This window comes from Labrys monachus (genome assembly GCF_030814655.1).
GTDB lineage: Bacteria > Pseudomonadota > Alphaproteobacteria > Rhizobiales > Labraceae > Labrys > Labrys monacha.
In genome coordinates, this window is the sequence record NZ_JAUSVK010000001.1 from 3,442,359 (window position 1) to 3,459,879 (window position 17,521).

Sequence of the window (17,521 nt, forward strand, 5' to 3'; positions counted from 1 at the left end):
TGCCCATGAAGAGAGAAAGAAGAGACATGCCTCTGGTCACGCTCAGGGACCTTCTCCACGACGCCGTGCAGCGCGACTACACGGCCGTCCAGTTCAATGCCGACTGCCTGGAGGTCGCCCAGGCGGTCTTCCGTACCGCCGAGGAGGAAAGAGCGCCTGTCATCCTCGGCGTCGGCCAGGGCGCCGCGAGGGACGGCAAGATCGAGGCCCTGGCGGCCGTCGTGCGCGATTACGCCTTCCGCTCGAAACTGCCCATCGTGCTGCATCTCGACCATTCCGAAGAGCCGCGCCAGATCGTCCAGGCCGTGCGGGCGGGCTTCAGCAGCGTCATGGTGGACGGATCGGCCCTGCCCCTGGCCGACAACATCGCGCTCACCCGGCAGGCGATCGCGCTCTGCGCGCCGGTCGGCATTTCGGTGGAAGCCGAACTCGGAAGGATCGCCGGCATGGAGGACGACGTCACGGTCGCCGAGGACCAGGCCAACAAGGTCGACGTCCGAACGGTGGAGGAATTCATCGCCGGCATCGAAGTCGACGCGCTCGCCGTCGCCATCGGCAGCGCCCATGGCGTCTACAAGGCGGAGCCGAAGCTCGATTTCGACCTTCTCGCCGAGTTGACGAAGATCACCAGCACGCCGCTGGTGCTGCATGGCGGATCGGGCATTCCCGAGGCTTCCCTCCGGCGCTCGTTCGCCCTCGGCATGAAGAAGCTGAATGTCGGGACGGAGATCAGGCTGGGATTCATGGCCGGTGTCACCGAGGGCATCGCTGGCGGCGAAAGCATCTTCTCGGCTTTCGATCGCGGGCGCGCCGAGGTCGCGAAATTCGTCCGCCAGAAGCTCGCCGTCAGCGCATCGGCCGGGAAGGCGTGAGGGCCTTCCGGCCTTCCCTTGCTCCGACAGGGGGCATGCCGAGGCCGCAGAGGCGGCGCGGATGGGCCCTCAGCCCTCTTCCCGGCGCCTCAGCCAGTCGGCATAGCGCGCGATTCCCTCCTCGACGGGGACGGCCGGGCGATAGCCGAGCTCGTCCGCGGCGGCCGACAGGTCGAAGCGAGCCTGGACGTCCTCCTGCGGATCGATGCCGGGACCGATATCGGCGACGAGGGACGGCACGCAATCCCTGACGATGGCGGCGACCTCCGGAAGCGACAGGAAGCTGTCGCCGGTGATCGTATAGGCCCGCCGCGGCGTCGCCGCCGCATCCGTGGCCAGCAGCAGCGCGCGGGCGATGTCGTCGACATGCACATATTGGCGCATGGTCGCCGCGCCGCAGGGACGGCGGAAGACCTCGCCCTTGAGCCCGGCCACGATCATGTCGTGGAGGTCGCAGGCCGTCTTGCGGCGCGGGCCGTAGACCCAGCCGATGCGCAGGCTGACGGTATCGACGCCGTGCTGCAGGGCATAGCCATGGGCGAGCGCCTCGCAGGCCGCCTTGCTGGCGCCATAGACGGTCGAGGGGCGCAGCGGCGCATCCTCGGTGACGGGGGAAAGGCCGGGCGGCGTGCTGCCATAGGCGCTGACCGAGGAGCAGAACACGACGCGCCTGAGAGCCTTCACCCGTGCGAACTCGAGCAGATTGACCGTCCCGGTGACGTTGATGTCGTGCACGAGGACGGGGTTGTCGCGGGCGAGCATCGGGCCCGACAGGGCGCCGCAATGGATGACGGCCCCGAACGGCCCCTCGCGGTCGGCCAGGGCATAGAGCCGGTGCACGTCGCGCACGTCGACGGCCGCGATCCGGAAGCCCTCCTCCTCGCCGGTGCCGACGTCGATGGCGGTGAACGGCCGCCCGGCCGCCGCCAGCATGCGGCAGACGGCGTGGCCGACGAGGCCGCCGGCTCCTGTGACGAGGATCTTTTCCATTCGGTTTCCTTCCGTGATCATGGCCGGGCGCCGATCGAGGGCCCGGATTCGGCTTCGCAGCCATGGTTCGTGCCGGGGAGCAGCCGGCGCCGCGCTTCAACACCGCGCATCGCGCCCCTCGGCGACCATGTCCGTCGTCACAGCTCGCCCAGATACGCGATGGCGGCGCAGGCGTCGATCACGTCGGCATATTTGGCGCTCATGTCGAAGATGTTGGCCTTGTGCGGCTCGATGGCGCGATCGCCGCAGGCGTCCTCGATCACGATCGGGATGAAGCCGTGGCTCATGGCGTCCACGCAGGTCGCGCGGACGCAGCCGCTCGTCGTCAGCCCGGTGAGCAGCACGCTGTCGATCCGGTTCGCCGTCAGCGTCGAGGCGAGGGACGTGCCGAAGAAGGCGGAGGGGTATTGCTTGGAGAGCACCAGTTCGCCCGCCCGCGGCGCGAGGCCGGCGGGCCATCCGCCGAGCGGGTTGCCCTCTTCCATGCAGGCCAGCGCCGGCACCTTGCGCCGGAAAATGCCGCCGTCGACGGCGCCGATCCGATAGGTCACGTTGGTGAAGACCACCAGGATGCCGCGCCGCCGCGCCGCCTCGAGGACGAGCAGCGCCTGTTCCAGGGCGGCGTCGACGCCCGCATAGAGCGGCGACGAGGGTTCGAAATAGGCCTGCACGAAATCGATGAGCAGGAGGGCCGGCCGCGCGCCGAATCCCAGCCGGTGGTGATAGCCGGCCCTGGCATAATTGGCATCGAGATCCTCTGCCATCGTTCCTCGTCCTCCCTTCATCGCATGGGGCGAAACGGCCGGAAGGCCGTCGTCACATTTCCGGCGCCAGCGCGGCTTCAATCGCCCGCGCCACGCCCAGAAGCCGGCGATCCGCAAAACGGGGCCCGGTCAGCGTCAGGCCGAGCGGCAGGCCGCTCTCGCCGCGCCACAGCGGGAGATTGACGCAGGGCACGTGCAGCAGCGTCCAGATCTGGTTGAGCGCGGGATTGCCGGGACCCGTTCCCACCGGCGCCTCGCCCGGCGCGCTCGGGGTGAGGATCGCGTCATAGTCCGCCGCGATCCCGTCGAAGGCCATGCGGCATTGGGCGGAGAGGTCGTAGGCGGCGACGAGATCCTCGTTCGAGAAGCCGTCGCGGTTCTCCACGCGATGCCGGAAGTCCTCGTGCAGCAGGTCGTAGCGATTGCGATAGAGGTTCAGGAAGGCGGCCCGCCCCTCGCTGAACAGGATGACCTTATGCGCCGCCGACAGGCGCGAGAACGCGTCGGGCAGATCGAGCATGGAGATGCCGGCGCCGAGCTCGCCCAGGGCCCGGCCGGCGCGGTCGAACGCGGCCCGCATCGAGGGCTCGGTCACCTGCCATTCGGGCGAGCGGCAAAGGGCGATGCGCAGGCCCGCGACGGGCGGCGGCGGCACCGGCTCCGCGCCGATGCCGAAGACGGCGGCGACGAGGTCGAGATCGGCGACCGACCGGCCATACCAGCTCACGGTGTCGAGGCTCAGGGAATAGAGCTTCACGCCCTCGCGGCTCACGGTCCCCCATGTCGGCTTGAGCGCATAGGCGCCGCAGAAGGACGCCGGCCGCATGGTCGAGCCGCCGGTCTGGGTGCCGAGCGCCAGGGGCACCTGGCCGTCGGCGACGGCCGCTGCCGAACCGGCGGACGACCCGCCCGACGTACGGGTGGCGTCATGAGGATTGCGCGTGCACGGATTGCGCCCGGCGGCCGCGAATTCGGTGGTCTCGGTCTTGCCGATGATGAGGGCGCCCGCCGCCCGCAGGGTTTCGACGCAGGGCGCGTCCGCCCCCGGCCGGTGATCGTTGTAGAGCGGGGAATTGTGATCGGTCGGCATGTCGGCGGTGTCGATCACGTCCTTGATGGCGACCGGCACCCCGTGCAGGGGCCCGAGGCTCGGCCGCTTGGCGAGTTCGCGCGCCCGGCGCAGGACCTCGGCGGGGTCGAGATATGCCCAGGCCTTCAGGAGCGGCTCGCGCTCGGCGATCCGGTCGAGGCAGGCGCGGGCCAGCGTCTCCGGATCGAGGTCCCCGGCGTGGATCGCCTGCGCGAGCTCCACGGCCGAGAGCGCGGCGAACGGCCTTGCCTGCCTGTTCATGGTGCATCCTTCAACTGGCCGAGAGGCGGCGTCTTGCGATGGAAATCCGTGACCTCCTGGAACGCCACCCCGGCGGCCAGGAGCAGGGCTTCCGACCATTGCGGGCCGATCAGCTGCAGGCCGACCGGCATGCCCCGCTCGAAGCCGCAGGGTATCGACAGCGCCGGCACGCCGGCGAGCGACCAGGGACCGCACAGCCTCGTCAGCCGGTAGGTGGCGGCGATCATGTCGGGAGCGTCCGAGGCCAGCGGAGCGGGAAAGCCGACCGTCGGCATGGCGATCAGGTCGACGCGCCCGAAGAGGGTCTCGACCTGGCGCTTCCAGGCCTGCCCGCGGGCCTGGGCCTGCGCGAGGGCGACGCTTGGGATCGCCGCCGCCAGGCGCAGCCGGCGCGCCACATCGGCGCCGAAGCGTGCGGGATCCTGCGCCATCCGCTCCTGGTGCACCGCGGCGGCATCGACCTGTGCGCAGGTCTGCAGCGCGAGCTGCGCCTCGCCGAAGCCGTCGATCTCCATGGAAGACGACGTCATGCCGAGGTCGGCGAAAACGTCCACTGCGTCGCGAACCAGGGCCGCCACCCCGGCCTCCGCCTCGGCCGCGATCACGCTCGTGGGCACGCCGATCCTGAGGCCGGCGAGACCGCGGGCATGGAGCCCCGCCCAGCTCTCGACCGGCCTGGCGACGCTGAACGGATCCTGCGGATCATGGCCCGCGATGACCTCATAGGCCGCCGCCACGTCGCGGACGCGCCGGGCGAGCGGCCCCACGGTGTCGTAGGCGGCGCTCACCGGCATGACGCCGTGATTGGAAACGCGGCCGACGGTCGGCCGCAGCCCCGATACGCCGTTCAGCGCCGCCGGGATGCGGATCGATCCGCCCGTGTCGCTGCCGAGGGATATTTCGCTGAAGCCGGCGGCGACCGATGCACCCGAACCTCCGCTCGATCCGCCGGGAATCGCCTCGACGTTCCACGGATTGCGGCAGGCGCCGTGATGCGGGTTCTGCGAAGTCGCCCCGAAGGCGAATTCGTGCAGATTGTCCTTGCCGATCAGGATCGCCCCGGCCCGCCGCAGGCGCCGGACCACCGTCGCGTCGCCATTGGGCACGCGGTCGGCGAACCAGGCCGAGCCGCGCGTGGTCCGGATGCCGGCCGTGTCGACATTGTCCTTCACCGACACGACCCGGCCCTGGAGCGCTCCGGCGCCGCGTCCCCGCGCCGCCGCCGCGCGCCGGGCCTCCTCGCCGAGGACGGTGATCATCGAACGGATGACGGGATTGTATCGCCCGATCGCCGCCAGGCAGGCATCCACCTTGTCCGCTGGCGACGAGGCTCCGCCTTCCTCCTCGCCGCCGACGAAGCCGCTCGCCATCGCGCCGTCCTCAGCCGGGGATCGCCACGCCGTGGAAACGGCGCGCGAAATAGATCAGGCCCGGCAGGCTCTCGCCGAGCCCGACCGCGAGCACCTCGCAGAACATCACATCATGCGTGCCGCTCTCGACGATCTCGGTGATCCGGCAATCGAACGTCGCGAGGGCGCCGGCGAGCGCCGGGGCGCCCGTCTCGAGCGACGACCAGGAGGCGGCGGCGAAGCGTTCCTCCATCGGCGTCCTGCCGCCGAACAGCAGGGCCAGATCCTCCTGGCCGTGGGCAAGGGTGTTGACGCAAAGGACCTGGTTGGCCTTGAAGGTTCGATAGACGGAGGCGGAGCGGTTGAGGCAGACGAGCAGGCTCGGCGGGCTGTCCGAGACGCTGCATACCGCCGAGGCGGTGAAGCCCGCGCGCCCTGCCGGCCCGTCGGTGGTGACGATGTTGACCGCCGCGGCGAGGCGCGCCATCCCGTCGCGAAATTCGCGGCGCGCCGCATCCTCGACCACGCCTTCCCCGGCGGCATTCCTGGCCGGCTGCATCTGCATGCCCACTCTCCTTCCGCCGCGCTCCGCCGGCTGGACGTCTCAATCCAGGCGGCAGGCCTCCTCGAATTCCAGGCGCGGCAGGCGGCCGAACTGGCCAGCCGGATCGCCATAGCCGAGATTGATGAGGAAATTCGATTTCCAGGTCATTCCCGCGAAGAAGGCCGCGTCGAGCGCGGCATTGTCGAAGCCGGACATCGGGCCGGCGTCGAGGCCGAGCGCGCGCGCCGCGACGATGAGATAGGCCCCCTGGAGCGAGCCGTTGCGGAAGGCCGTCTCCCGGCTGAGTTCGGGGCTCGACGTGAACCAGGATCTCGCATCCCCATGCGGAAAGAGCTTCGGCAACTGCTCGTAGAACGCCGTGTCATAGGCGACGATCACCGTCACGGGCGCCGCCATCGTCTTGTCGAGATTGCCCTTGGACAGGCTCGGCCTCAGCTTTTCCTTGCCGGCCGGCGTGCGCACGAAGACGAACCGGGCCGGGCTGCAATTGGCCGATGTCGGCCCGAGCCGGACGAGGCCGTAGAGCTCGCGCAATAGATCGTCCGACACCGGCTCCGTCCGCCAGGCGCTGAACGTGCGGGCGCGGGTGAACAGGGTTTCGAGCGCCGCATCCCCGATCCGGGTCATCATACCTTCCTTCTTCACGACATGGACCAGACCGCCCTGGTCCGCAACCATAGGCACGCGGGGCGGCCATGCAAGCTTATATGTTCGTACATATGCCTAATCAGACATCAGGGAAATGCCCACAGGCGCGGCAGGCCCCGCGCCTCGGCGGCGGCGAGCCACGCCGGGATCCGTCCGGCGATCGTCGTACTCGCGCCTTGCCCATGCCTTTCCATGTCCGGACTTATCCGTACGACTTGGCACCGATCTTGCTTCGACATCGGACACGATGGCGCAATGCAATGGAGTTGCGACGATGGATATGGGCGTCTTCATACCGATCGGGAACAATGGCTGGCTGATCTCCGAAACCTCGCCGCAATATAAGCCGAGCTTCGCCCTCAACAAAGCCGTCGTTCAGAAGGCGGAGGGGTATGGCTTCGAATTCGCCCTCTCGATGATCAAGCTGCACGGCTTCGGCGGCAAGACCGAATTCTGGGACTACAATCTGGAATCCTTCACCCTGATGGCCGGCCTCGCCGCCGTCACGGAACGGATCAAGCTCTATGCCTCCACCGCCGTGCTGACCCTGCCGCCGGCGCTGGTCGCCCGCATGGCCACGACGATCGATTCCATCGCGCCCGGCCGCTTCGGCGTGAACATCGTCTCCGGCTGGCAGAGCGCCGAATACGACCAGATGGGGCTTTGGCCGGGCGACGACTACTTCGCCCAGCGCTACGACTATTCCACCGAATATGTGCAGGTGATGAAGGAGCTCTGGGCCACCGGCGAATCCAACCACAAGGGCCGGTTCTTCCAGATGGACCACTGCATGATGAAGCCGACCCCTTCGGCCGACATCCCGATCGTCGCGGCGGGCCAGAGCGGGCGGGGCATGCAATTCGCGGCCGAATATGCCGACTATAATTTCGTCATGGGCGTGGGCGTCAACACGCCCACCGCCTGCGCGCCGACCGCGCAGCGCCTCATCGAAGCCTCCGCCAAAAGCGGCCGCGACGTCGGCTCCTACCTGCTCTTCATGATGATCGCCGAAGAGACCGACGAGCTCGCGCTGGCAAAATGGAAGCACTACCGCGACGGCGCCGACGTCGGCGCCCTGTCGTGGATGGCCGACCAGGGCGGCAAGGACAAGGCCGCCGGCGAGACCGGCACCGCCCGCCACATCAACCTGCCCGAGGGGGCGGTGAACTTCAACATGGGCACCATCGTCGGTTCCTATGCCAGCGTCGCCCGCATGCTCGACGAGGTCGCCGCCATTCCCGGCGCCAAGGGCATCATGCTCACCTTCGACGATTTCCTCACCGGCCTCGACAAGTTCGGCGAGAGGGTCCAGCCGCTGATGGCGTCCCGCACCGCCATGCAGAAGCGTGCCGCCGCATGAACCGGCCCGTCCCGCCGGAGGTGCTGCGCGCCACCATCCTGGCCGGCACCATCGCGGCGAAGCCGGAGCGGCCGAGCGAACTGCCGCCGGCCTGGTCGGACACGCCGGAGCCCGGATGGGCGGAGCGCGACCTTCTCGCGCTCGCCCCGCCGCCGTCGACAGCCGCGGCCCCCGCCCCCGTGCAGGTGCCCGACGGCATGACGGTCCATGAATTCGGCGTCGGCGAACTCCAGGCCGCCTATGCGCAGGGCGTCACCGATCCGGTCGCGACGATCGAGGCCCTGATCGCCCGGATCGAGGCCCATCCGACCGGTGCCAATGCCGTGCTGGCGATGATCGCGGGTGCCGAGACCGCCGCGAAGGAGAGCGCCGAACGCATCGCCAGGGGCCAGGGGCGGCCGCTCGAAGGCATCCCCTTCGGCGTCAAGGACATCATCGACGTCGCGGGCGCGCCCGTCACCGGCGGCTCGTTCCTGCCGGGCGAGCGGGTCGCCGAGTCGGATGCGCTGGTCGTGTCCCGACTGCGGGCGCAGGGCGCCATCCCGCTCGCCATGCTGGCGACCACCGAATTCGCCTGCGGCTCGGCCCATAATCCGCGCTACGGCGCCGTTCTCAATCCGTGGGACCGGTCGCGCTGGACCGGCGGATCCTCGACCGGCTCGGGCGCGATGCTGGCGGCCCGCCTGCTGCCGCTGGCGCTGGGCACCGATACCGGCGGCTCGATCCGCGTGCCCTCCGCCTTCTGCGGCATTTGCGGGATGAAGCCGACGCGCGGCCTCGTGCCCCGCACCGGCGTCATCCCGCTCTCCTGGACGCTCGACCATATCGGCCCGATGGCCCGGTCGGTGGACGATCTCAGGCGCGTCATCCCGTTCATCGCCGGACCGGACGGCGTCGACCCGACCGCCGCCGGCGGCTACGCGGCCGAACGGGCGGTGAGCGACCTCGGCGGCGTGCGCATCGGGGTGCCCGAGGGCTGGCTGGTCGAGATGCAGGACGAAGCGGTGCTCTCGGCCTGGGGCGAGGCGCTCGCCGTCTTCGAGAAGCTCGGCGCCCGGCTCGTGCCCGTCGATCTCGGCGACATCGCCACCGCCCATGCCGACGGCTACCTCATCCTGATGTCGGAACTCGCCAGCCTGCAGGAGCCGGTGCTGGAGAGGATCGCCGAGTTCGACGCCGGCGCGCGCGCCCGCATCGAGCAGGGCCTCGTCTTCACCGCCGCCGACTACCTGCGCGCCCTGAGGCGGCGCCCGCTGGTGATCCGGCGCATGCTGCAGGCCCTCGACGGCGTCGACGTGCTGGTGACGCCGGGACTCGGCGGCGAAGCGGCCTTCCTGGAGGACATGACGGTCGAGGTGAACCGGACGCGCCACCCGCTGCAGATGATCATTCCGCGCAACACCATGATCTTCGACTATGCGGGCCTGCCGGCCCTGATGCTGCCTTCCGGCACGGGAAGGACGGGCCTGCCGGTGGCGATCCAGATCGTCGGCAAACCCTATGACGACGCGCTCTGTCTGAGCCTGGGCAGCCTGTTCCAGGACGTGACGGAGCATCACAGGCGGGCTCCCGCCGATCCCACCGTGACATGAGAGGGTCCATGCTGTCCGCCGCTCCGGAAAAGCTCGCCGTCACGGTGCTGACCGGCTTCCTCGGCAGCGGCAAGACCACGCTGCTGCAGAAGGCGCTGCGCTCGCCCGGCATGGCGGATACCGCCGTGATCATCAACGAGGCCGGCGAGATGGGGCTCGACCACCTCCTCGTCGAGGCCGTCGAGGAGCAGGCCTTCCAGATGCCGGGCGGCTGCCTGTGCTGCATCCGCCGCCTCGATATCGCCACCACCATTCGCCGCCTGATCGAGCAGCGCGACCGCGGCGAAATCGCGATGTTTCGCCGTCTCGTCATCGAGACCAGCGGCCTCGCCGACCCCGCCCCCATCCTCTACACGCTCGCCGCCGACCCGATGCTCGGCCATGTCCTGGCCTTCCAGGGCGTGGTGACGCTGGTCGACGCGCTCGCCGGGCTCGGTACGATCGAGCGCCATCCGGAAGCGAGCGCGCAGGTGGCGGTCGCCGACCGCATCCTCCTCACCAAGACCGATGTCGCCCAGCCCGGAAGCGCCCTGCTCGGCCGGCTCGACGGCCTCAATGCCTGGGCCGACCGGCGCATGCTGCCGGGCGGCGACGAACCGGCGGCGCTCCTCTTCGACGGGCTGTCATCCACTGCGGCGCGGCGCTTCGCCGCCCAGCCGGTCACCGAGGGCGGGCCGGCGCACACGGCCGGGATCCGCACCCTCTCCCTCGTGCTCACCCGGCCGCCGACGCGTTTCGACTTCGCCCGGGCGCTCGGCGGCCTCGCCACCCGGCGCGGCGAGGACCTGCTGCGGGCCAAGGGCCTGATCGCCTTCTCGGACCGGCCTGACGGGATCGCCGTGATCCATGCCGTGCAGCACACGATCTATCGCCCGCAATGGCTCGACGCCTGGCCGGATGCCGACCGGCGCAGCCGCCTCGTCTTCATCGTCCGCGACATCGAGCCGGACGAGATCCTCGCCTGCCTTGCCGCCTTCGCGCCGGTCGCCTGGACACCCGTCCCCGGCGATACGGCAAAGATCGGATCCAGCCTCACCGCAGCCGCCTGACATCGGAGAATGCCAAGATGTTCGATCTCGTCCTCACCAACGGCCTGGCCGTGCTCCCCGGCGGCGCGGCCACCGTCGATATCGCCGTCTCCGGCCAGACCATCGCCGCCATCGGCGGGCCAGGCACCCTGGCGGGCGTCGGCGCAGCGCGCATCGTCGACGCGACCGGCCAGATCGTCATCCCCGGCGGCATCGACCCGCATATCCATTGCGGCCTGACCATGCCCGGCCCCCGCGGCCTGACGGTGACCAGCGACACCCCGGAGGTCATCAGCAAGGCCTGCCTGTTCGGCGGCACCACGACGATGTGCGACTTCGTCTTCTGGCAGAACGGCACCACGCTGCACGAGGCGGTGGATGCGCGCCGCACCCTGTTCGACGCCAAATGCTTCAGCGACTATGCGCTGCATCTGGCGGTGGAGAGCCCGATGTCGGCCGAGATCCTGGGCGAGATTCCCGACCTCGTCCATGCGGGCTACCCGACGGTGAAGATGTTCACCACCGACATCACGCCGGGCCGCATGGCGCATCTGACCCATTTCGGCGAGATCTGGGAGGTGCTGAAGATCCTGGCGCGCGAGGGCGGCCTCGCCCTGATCCATGCCGAGGACAACGACCTCGTCATGCACATGTACGAAAAGCTCATCGCCGAGGACAAGGTCGGCTTCGAATATCTCGCCGAGGCGCATACGGTGCTCTCGGAGGAACTCTCCTTCAACCGCGTGATCGCGCTCGCCCAGAACGTGCCGGGCGCCGCGATGTACATGGTCCATACCAGCGCCCGCACCGGCGTCGAGGCCATCGCCCGCTCGCGCGCCAAGGGCTTCCCGATCTACGGCGAATCCCTGCACCAATACATGCTCTACACGGCCGAGGATTATAAGCGGCCCAACGGCCAGATCTATCACACCTACCCTTCCCTCAAATATCCCGAGGATCAGAAGGCGCTGTGGGGCGCGATGGAATCGGGCGCGCTGCAATGCGTCGCCACCGACGAGGTCTGCTGCTCGCTCGACGTCAAGCTGCTCGGCAACCGCATCGACGACACGACCGGCGGCAATTCCGGCGTCGAGCCGCGCGTCTCGCTGATGTACACCCAGATGGTGGACAAGCGCGGCTATTCGCTGGAGCATTTCGTCGAGCTGATCTCCACCAACGCCGCCAGGATCATGGGCCTCTATCCGCGCAAGGGCGTGCTGGCGGTCGGCTCGGATGCCGACATCGTCCTGCTCGACCCGAAGCTCGCGCACAAGATCGACGGTACGGCGCTGCATTCGGCCGATTACTCGCCCTGGGACGGCTGGGACGTCTCGGTCTGGCCGAGCATGACGGTGCTGCGCGGCAAGGTCATGGTCGAGGGCGGCCAGTTCAACGGCGACCTGTCGGACGGCGCCTTCATCCCGCGCAAGATTGCCGACGAGATCCGGCAGGGCCCGAATGTCTGACGGCACGGCGCCATCCGCGCGGACCGCGGACCTGCTGCATCTCACCATGCGGGAGGCCTCGCAGGCGATACGCAGCCGCCGCCTGTCGCCGGTCGAGCTGGTGGAGGCCTGTCTCGCCAGGATCACTGCCGTCGATGACCGCATCGGCAGCTATATCCTGGTCACGGCCGAGCAGGCCCGCCTCGCCGCCCGGGAGGCGGAGGCCGACATCGCGGCCGGGCGCTGGCGCGGGCCCCTGCACGGCCTGCCTTTCGCGGTGAAGGACAATTATTTCAGCAAGGGGGTGCGGACCTGCGCCAATTCGCGCCTGCTGATCGAGCATGTGCCCTCGTTCAGCGCCACGGCCCTGACCCGCCTGGCCGATGCGGGCGCCGTGCTGCTCGGCAAGCTCAACACCTGGGAATACGGCACCAGCATGGGACCGGTCTATGACGACCTGCCCTACGCCCCCGCACGCAATCCCTGGAACCCCGCCCGCTTCACCGGAGGATCCTCGACCGGTGCGGGTGCCGCCGTCCCGGCCAGGACGGCGATGTTCGCGCTCGGCAGCGATACCGGCGGATCCGTGCGCCTGCCGGCCGCGGCCTGCGGCCTGCAGGGCCTGAAACCGACCTACGGCCTCGTCAGCCGACACGGCATCCTGCCCAATTGCTGGGCTTTCGACACCGCCGGGCCGTTGTGCTGGAACGTTTGGGACTGTGCGGTGGTGCTGCAGGCCATCGCCGGCTTCGACGCGATGGATCCGATCTCCGCCGGCACGTCCCGCGACTATGCCGCCGGGCTTGAAGACGGCGTGGCCGGCCTGACGATCGGTCTGATCGCCGACTGCGACTGCGACGGCGTCCATCCGGACCCCGCCAATCTCGCCCAGCTCGCCGCCGCCGCGGAGACGCTGGCGCGGGCCGGCGCCAGGATCGTGCCGGTCGCCCTGCCCGCGCCCGTCATCCGCTACCGCAACGCCGCCTCGGTGATCAACTGGGCCGAATCCTTCGCCATCCACGAGCGCGACTTCCGCGAGCGCGGCGGCGAGATGGGGCAGGCCCTGCGCGACAAGATGATGGCGGGCCTGAGCGTCGGCGCGTCCGACTACATCGCGGCGCTGCGGGAAAGACGGCTGCTCGCGCAGGCCAATGCCGGGCTGATGGCGGATCTCGACCTGCTGCTGATGCCCGGCGCCTTTCACGTCGCCGCGCCGGCCGGTGATTTCGAGCGCGTCGCGGCCTTCACCGGCGACACCGCGATGACGCCCTTCAGCATCAGCGGCCACCCGGCGATGACGCTGTGCAGCGGCTTCGACGAAGACGGGATGCCGACCAACATCCAGCTCGTCGGCCGGTGGTTCGAGGAGGCGACGCTGCTGCGGGCCGCCTTCGCCTATGAAAGCGCCACCCCCTGGCGCGAACGCTTTCCGACGCTGACTTGAGGCAGGACCGATGGACATGCAGGAAACCGAACCCGCCCCGGAGATTCCCGGCCTGCCGGCCTGCCTCACCGCCGAGCAGAAGAGCCGCTACCCCGTCATCGCCGCCATCGTGCGGCGGACCACGGCCCGGCTGCCGCGCACGGCGGACAAATTCCTCGAACCGGCTCATGTCTTCGATCTGCATCTCGAAGCGCTGCGGCGGCGGGGATAGAGGCCGCGAGGCCTCCTTCTTCCCGCTTCAGCTGAACTCCTGCGGCTCGCGCTTGCGCACGAGCTGGGACAGCGCGACGGCGAGAACCAGCGCGCCGCCATAGAACAGGTTCTGCACGAAGGTCTGGATGCCGAGCATGGTCAGGCCGGTGATGCCGATCACCAAGAAATAGACGGCGATCAGCGTGCCCCACGCGTTGAAGCGGCCCGGGGTGATGCTTGTCGCGCCGAGAAAGGCGGCGGCGAAGGCCGGCAGCAGGAAGGTCTGCCCGGACATCGGGTCGGCCGCGCCGATCGTCCCCGCATAGAGGATGCCCGTTGCCGAACTGATCACGCCCGAAGCGATCAGGCACAGGAAGCGCACGCGCTCCACCCGGATCCCCGACAGGCGCGCCACCTCGCGGCCGCGGCCGACGAAGAGGAGCCGGCGTCCGGCCGTCGTATGGCCGAGAAAATACCAGATCGCGATGCACAGGAGCAGCGCGTAATAGAAGGCGAGCGGAATGCCGAACAGATGGCGCACCACCACCCAGTCGACGAGATCGTTGTCGATGCCGCTGATCGTGTTGGAATCGCTGATCCACAACACGATGCCGCCGATGAAGGTGCTGGTCCCGAGCGTGACGATCAGCGAGGGGATGCGGAAATAGAGGATGAAGGCGGCGTTGACGATGCCGACGACCACGCCGGCTGCGAGGGCCGCCGCCATGGCGGCCAGCAGAGGCCATCCGAGCTGGGCGTTGAGCACCGCCACGATCATGGCGGAGAGCGTCAGGTTGCTGGCGATCGACAGGTCGAAATCCCCGGCGGTGAGCGGGATGATCAAGGCGAGGCCGAGGACAACCAGGACCGCCTGGGAGCCGAGCATGGTGGAGATGTTGTTCCACGACAGGAAGATGCCGGGCACCAGAAGGCCGAACAAGGCGCCGAGCGCGATGGTGGCGGCGAGAAGTGCATAGGCTTCGGCGAAGCGAGCCCAGTTCACCCCAGCGACAGCGGCTCTGCCGCGCGGGGCGGATGCCGAATGCTTGGCACCGGCTGTTTCGGATGCGTTCGTCATGCTGCTGTAGCCTCCGATATGGAATCCGCATCGGCCGCGCCCACGCTGCGCAGGCATTGCTCGGCGATGGCATCCTTGCTGATGGCCGCGCCTTCCAGCGTCTGGATGACGCGTCCCCGGGCGAAGACCAGGACGCGGTCGCAGATCTGGGCGAGCTGCTCGTAGTCTGTGCTGGCGACGAGGATCGAGGTCCCCTGGGTGGTCGCGTGCTCGAGGGCGGCGAAGAGCTGCTGGCGCGCCCCGACGTCGACGCCCTGCGTCGGCTCGTCGAGCATCAGCAGGCGCGGCGAGGTCTGGAGCCATTTCGCCATCAGGGCCTTCTGGGCGTTGCCGCCGCTGAGGGAGACGAGAGTGAGCTCCGGCCGGTTCGGACGCACGTCATAGGCGCTGCCGAGCTCGAAGGCGCGGCGCCCGATCGCCGCCCCGTCCAGCCCGAACCAGCGCATGAAATCGGCAAGGGCGGGCAGCAGCATGTTGTCGGCGATGGAGAGACTGCCGACGCCGGCGGCGCCGAGCCGGTCGGACGGCAGCAAAGCGAGGCGGGCGGCGAGCGCGGCCGGCGGCGACATCCGGCTGACGGCCAGCCTCCGGCCGTCGATCACCAGCGTGCCGGCCTTCCCCGGCCTCGCGCCGTAGAGGAGATAGGGTATCTCGTCGAAGCCCGAGCCGATCAGGCCCGTGAGGCCCAGGATCTCGCCGCGGCGGACGGTGAGCGAGACATCCCGGACGATGGCGCCGGTCACCCCTTCGGCCGATACCGCCGCGGGCCTGCCGGCGAGCGACTTGGTCGCGGTCTTGTGGAGGCTCACCCGGTGGCCGATGATCAGCTCGACGAAGCGGTCGGCCGTCGCGTTCCTGGAGACGACCGTGCCGGCGAGATGGCCGTCGCGCAGCACCGTGGCCCTGTCGGTGATCTCCCGGATCTCGTCGATGTCGTGCGACACGAAGATGACCGCCGCGCCCTCCTTCACGATGGTGCGGACGAGGGCGAACAGCTGGTCGACACCCACCTTGGGCAGGAAGGGTGTCGGCTCGTCGAGCACCAGCACGCCCTGGCCGCCCTTGGCGGAGGTGCGGATATCCTCGAAGGCGCGGACGATCGCCACCAGCGCCCGCTCGACCTGCGGCAAGTCACCAATCTTGGCCATCGGATCGATCGTCAGGCCGAAGCGGGCGAAGGTGTCGCGCGCCTTCGCCGCCTCCCGGCGCCAGTCGACCCGCCAGCGCGTCTTCGAGGCGATGTCGCCGATCAGCAGGTTTTCGAGCACCGTCAGCGACGGGACGAGGCCGAGATGCTGGTGGACGAAGGCGAGCCCGAGACGCCGCGCCGCGCCCGGCGGCAGCGGCAGGCCGACATTCTCGCCATGCATCAGCAGCTCGGCGCCGGGCTCGGGATCGTGGAAGCCGGCGAGGATCTTGATCAGCGTCGACTTGCCCGAACCGTTCTGCCCGAGGAGGCCGTGGACCTCCCCCGGCATGACGTCGAGCGCCACGTCGTCGAGCACGAGCGAGGAGCCGAAGCGCTTCGACAGGTGCCGGATCGAGATCGCCGGGGCCTCGCCCGGATAGCGGCGCGGCAGCGGCTCCGTCATTCGAGCCCCCAGAGCTTGGCGAAGCCACCGATATGCTTGTCGCCATAGCCCTTGTCGAAGGTGGCGGGCACGCCGGCATCCTTGGCGTTGTCGCTGCTGAAGATGTAGAGGGGAACGTTCAGCGTATCGCCGGACGGCAGGCCGCAGAGGTTGCGCATCTCCCCGTCCAGGGTTGAGCGGGCGATCCAGCCCAGGCTCTCGCCGACATCCATCTCGACGTCGCCCTTGCGCACCATGTCGACGATGAAGGGGGTGCCGTTGAAGGTGGCGATCTTCACGTCCTTCTTGTGGCCGGTGATGGTGAGGGCGGGCAGGACGAACTGGGCCATGCTGTCATAGAGCGGCACGACGTAATTGATCGTGGGATCGGCGATCAGCGCCGACTGCACCGTCGTCTGGATCTTGCTCGACCAGTCGGCCAGCGTCACATTGACGTAGCGATGCTTGCAGCCGGCGCCGCAGACCGTATCGAGCGTCTCGGCGAGCTTGGCCGAATAGGGCCGGCTCGGGATGACGTCGTCCGAGCCGATGATCAGCACATTGGCCTTGCCGCCGGTCTTGAGGGTGATCCAGTTGCCGATGATTTCGCCGACCTCGTGGAACGGCAGCTTCAGCGTGACGGCGACCCCGGGATCCGCCGGCTGGCTGGTGTCGGAATAATGGGACGCGAACACCTTCACCCCGGCCTTGTTGGCCGCCGCCACCTGCGGCGCCAGCGAGGACGGGATGATGCCGCCCATCAGGTCGATGCCGTCGAACTTGTTGTTGGCGCCGAAATCCATGCCCTGGACCCATTGGGTCGGGCGTCCCTGGTTCTTCCACTGCTGGAAGGTGAAGCCGACATCCTTGGCCACCGCCGTCATCGAGCTTTCGATGCCGTCGACGAAGGGGATGGCGCTCGAGGTGGGAATGGAGAGGAGCTTCTTGCCCGCCATGCATTCCCTGGCCTTGAACGGCGGGCCGGGCGGCACGAAGTCCGGAATGCGCGAATGCGCCTCGACGACCGACTTGGCATGGTCGAGATCCGGGCCGGCGGCGGAGGCCGGCCCATAAGCGAGCACAGAGAAAAAGCAGCTTGAGAGGACGACGGACACCAAGGTGGACTTGCGCGACATGAATCTCTCCGATCAGGGCCGTGCCGCCCGGACAAGAGCAGGTCGCTGCCTGCCTGGCAGTCCCGCAACCTTGTCATAAGTTCGGACTAGCGCCGAACATCAAGCAAGGAGCGTGCCATATGACCACGAGGGATGG

16 protein-coding genes are annotated in these 17,521 nt (G+C 68.9%); 7 read left to right on the top strand and 9 right to left on the bottom strand.

The window, feature by feature from the left end:
• The first annotated feature begins 26 nt into the window (after positions 1-26).
• On the top strand, positions 27-872 hold the full coding sequence (locus tag J3R73_RS15575; RefSeq protein ID WP_307428530.1) for a class II fructose-bisphosphate aldolase: 846 nt from the start codon (positions 27-29) through the stop codon (positions 870-872).
• 69 nt (positions 873-941) lie between these two features.
• Here J3R73_RS15575 and J3R73_RS15580 read toward each other — a convergent pair whose 3' ends face one another.
• From J3R73_RS15580 to J3R73_RS15605, 6 genes are all read right to left on the bottom strand, one after another.
• Positions 942-1,862, bottom strand: a complete 921-nt coding sequence (locus J3R73_RS15580; protein ID WP_307428533.1) for an NAD-dependent epimerase/dehydratase family protein — start codon at positions 1,860-1,862, stop codon at positions 942-944.
• Positions 1,863-1,999: 137 nt separating this feature from the next.
• Positions 2,000-2,626, bottom strand: coding sequence for an isochorismatase family protein (locus J3R73_RS15585; protein ID WP_307428536.1), 627 nt, complete (start codon positions 2,624-2,626; stop codon positions 2,000-2,002).
• Between the two features lie 52 nt (positions 2,627-2,678).
• Entirely contained in the window at positions 2,679-3,977 is a 1,299-nt protein-coding gene (locus J3R73_RS15590; protein WP_307428539.1) for an amidase, read from the bottom strand.
• Entirely contained in the window at positions 3,974-5,347 is a 1,374-nt protein-coding gene (locus J3R73_RS15595) for an amidase (protein WP_307428542.1), read from the bottom strand. The genes J3R73_RS15590 and J3R73_RS15595 overlap by 4 nt, the downstream gene beginning before the upstream one ends.
• A gap of 10 nt (positions 5,348-5,357) precedes the next feature.
• Complete coding sequence (locus tag J3R73_RS15600; protein WP_307437381.1) at positions 5,358-5,885, bottom strand: flavin reductase; 528 nt, start codon at positions 5,883-5,885, stop codon at positions 5,358-5,360.
• Between the two features lie 45 nt (positions 5,886-5,930).
• On the bottom strand, positions 5,931-6,521 hold the full coding sequence (locus J3R73_RS15605) for a malonic semialdehyde reductase (protein WP_307428545.1): 591 nt from the start codon (positions 6,519-6,521) through the stop codon (positions 5,931-5,933).
• A gap of 292 nt (positions 6,522-6,813) precedes the next feature.
• Here J3R73_RS15605 and rutA point away from each other — a divergent pair, with 292 nt between their 5' ends.
• From rutA to J3R73_RS15635, 6 genes are read left to right on the top strand one after another with little or no spacing between them, the layout of a single operon-like run.
• The gene (rutA, locus tag J3R73_RS15610) at positions 6,814-7,899 is read left to right on the top strand and encodes a pyrimidine utilization protein A (protein WP_307428546.1); all 1,086 of its coding nucleotides are present in this window, start codon (positions 6,814-6,816) and stop codon (positions 7,897-7,899) included.
• A complete protein-coding gene (locus tag J3R73_RS15615; RefSeq protein WP_307428548.1) occupies positions 7,896-9,491 on the top strand; it encodes an amidase in 1,596 nt (531 codons plus the stop codon). The genes rutA and J3R73_RS15615 overlap by 4 nt, the downstream gene beginning before the upstream one ends.
• Positions 9,492-9,499: 8 nt before the next feature.
• Complete coding sequence (locus J3R73_RS15620) at positions 9,500-10,540, top strand: CobW family GTP-binding protein (RefSeq protein WP_307428551.1); 1,041 nt, start codon at positions 9,500-9,502, stop codon at positions 10,538-10,540.
• A gap of 17 nt (positions 10,541-10,557) precedes the next feature.
• Positions 10,558-11,985 (top strand): amidohydrolase family protein, encoded by a 1,428-nt coding sequence (locus J3R73_RS15625; protein WP_307428553.1) that lies wholly within the window; start codon positions 10,558-10,560, stop codon positions 11,983-11,985.
• Positions 11,978-13,408 (top strand): amidase, encoded by a 1,431-nt coding sequence (locus J3R73_RS15630; protein WP_307428555.1) that lies wholly within the window; start codon positions 11,978-11,980, stop codon positions 13,406-13,408. The genes J3R73_RS15625 and J3R73_RS15630 overlap by 8 nt, the downstream gene beginning before the upstream one ends.
• 16 nt (positions 13,409-13,424) lie before the next feature.
• Entirely contained in the window at positions 13,425-13,619 is a 195-nt protein-coding gene (locus tag J3R73_RS15635) for a hypothetical protein (RefSeq protein WP_307428558.1), read from the top strand.
• A gap of 27 nt (positions 13,620-13,646) precedes the next feature.
• Here the strand turns inward: J3R73_RS15635 and J3R73_RS15640 are convergent, their stop codons facing one another.
• From J3R73_RS15640 to J3R73_RS15650, 3 genes are read right to left on the bottom strand one after another with little or no spacing between them, the layout of a single operon-like run.
• On the bottom strand, positions 13,647-14,678 hold the full coding sequence (locus J3R73_RS15640; protein WP_307428561.1) for an ABC transporter permease: 1,032 nt from the start codon (positions 14,676-14,678) through the stop codon (positions 13,647-13,649).
• Positions 14,675-16,270, bottom strand: coding sequence for a sugar ABC transporter ATP-binding protein (locus tag J3R73_RS15645; protein WP_307428564.1), 1,596 nt, complete (start codon positions 16,268-16,270; stop codon positions 14,675-14,677). Before J3R73_RS15645 ends, J3R73_RS15640 begins: the two co-directional genes overlap by 4 nt.
• Complete coding sequence (locus J3R73_RS15650; protein ID WP_307428567.1) at positions 16,267-17,385, bottom strand: sugar ABC transporter substrate-binding protein; 1,119 nt, start codon at positions 17,383-17,385, stop codon at positions 16,267-16,269. The genes J3R73_RS15645 and J3R73_RS15650 overlap by 4 nt, the downstream gene beginning before the upstream one ends.
• Positions 17,386-17,521: the final 136 nt, after the last annotated feature.

Coding starts and splice junctions, on each gene's coding strand:
- J3R73_RS15575 (WP_307428530.1), top strand. CDS start 27: ATGCCTCTGGTCACGCTCAGGGACCTTCTCCACGACGCCGTGCAGCGC.
- J3R73_RS15580 (WP_307428533.1), bottom strand. CDS start 1,862: ATGGAAAAGATCCTCGTCACAGGAGCCGGCGGCCTCGTCGGCCACGCC.
- J3R73_RS15585 (WP_307428536.1), bottom strand. CDS start 2,626: ATGGCAGAGGATCTCGATGCCAATTATGCCAGGGCCGGCTATCACCAC.
- J3R73_RS15590 (WP_307428539.1), bottom strand. CDS start 3,977: ATGAACAGGCAGGCAAGGCCGTTCGCCGCGCTCTCGGCCGTGGAGCTC.
- J3R73_RS15595 (WP_307428542.1), bottom strand. CDS start 5,347: ATGGCGAGCGGCTTCGTCGGCGGCGAGGAGGAAGGCGGAGCCTCGTCG.
- J3R73_RS15600 (WP_307437381.1), bottom strand. CDS start 5,885: ATGCAGCCGGCCAGGAATGCCGCCGGGGAAGGCGTGGTCGAGGATGCG.
- J3R73_RS15605 (WP_307428545.1), bottom strand. CDS start 6,521: ATGATGACCCGGATCGGGGATGCGGCGCTCGAAACCCTGTTCACCCGC.
- rutA (WP_307428546.1), top strand. CDS start 6,814: ATGGATATGGGCGTCTTCATACCGATCGGGAACAATGGCTGGCTGATC.
- J3R73_RS15615 (WP_307428548.1), top strand. CDS start 7,896: ATGAACCGGCCCGTCCCGCCGGAGGTGCTGCGCGCCACCATCCTGGCC.
- J3R73_RS15620 (WP_307428551.1), top strand. CDS start 9,500: ATGCTGTCCGCCGCTCCGGAAAAGCTCGCCGTCACGGTGCTGACCGGC.
- J3R73_RS15625 (WP_307428553.1), top strand. CDS start 10,558: ATGTTCGATCTCGTCCTCACCAACGGCCTGGCCGTGCTCCCCGGCGGC.
- J3R73_RS15630 (WP_307428555.1), top strand. CDS start 11,978: ATGTCTGACGGCACGGCGCCATCCGCGCGGACCGCGGACCTGCTGCAT.
- J3R73_RS15635 (WP_307428558.1), top strand. CDS start 13,425: ATGCAGGAAACCGAACCCGCCCCGGAGATTCCCGGCCTGCCGGCCTGC.
- J3R73_RS15640 (WP_307428561.1), bottom strand. CDS start 14,678: ATGACGAACGCATCCGAAACAGCCGGTGCCAAGCATTCGGCATCCGCC.
- J3R73_RS15645 (WP_307428564.1), bottom strand. CDS start 16,270: ATGACGGAGCCGCTGCCGCGCCGCTATCCGGGCGAGGCCCCGGCGATC.
- J3R73_RS15650 (WP_307428567.1), bottom strand. CDS start 17,385: ATGTCGCGCAAGTCCACCTTGGTGTCCGTCGTCCTCTCAAGCTGCTTT.